This window comes from Streptomyces sp. URMC 126, from assembly GCF_051386555.1.
In the GTDB taxonomy this organism is placed as follows: domain Bacteria; phylum Actinomycetota; class Actinomycetes; order Streptomycetales; family Streptomycetaceae; genus Streptomyces.
The window spans coordinates 1-255 of sequence record NZ_JBPQTX010001076.1 but is presented as its reverse complement, the minus strand read 5'-3'; the positions used below and the strand labels follow the sequence as shown (position 1 = coordinate 255).

Genomic DNA, 255 nt, shown 5'->3' with positions numbered 1-255 from the left:
CATCCTGCGCGCCCGAGCCGACGTGGACGCCATAACCGACGAACTGGAGCGGGCGGTCGTCCGGCTGCGCGAGGCCGGCGTCGGGGTGATCATCGGCACCGGCATCGACTCCAAGGGCTCCCCCGTGCTGGAACTAACCCGTCCGCGCACGGCGCTGTTCAACGCCAACGTCTGGACGATCGCCCAGCGACACGGTGCCTTCGTGATCGACGTCTGGGGCATGCGCTGCCTCAAGCACTGGCAGATGTGGCACGA

The 255-nt window shown here is 68.2% G+C and carries 1 pseudogene; it reads left to right on the top strand.

Annotation, left to right across the window (positions count from 1 at the left end):
• Window positions 1-22 precede the first annotated feature (22 nt).
• Window positions 23-255, top strand: a pseudogene (locus ACSNOK_RS35155) (hypothetical protein); the annotation flags it as partial.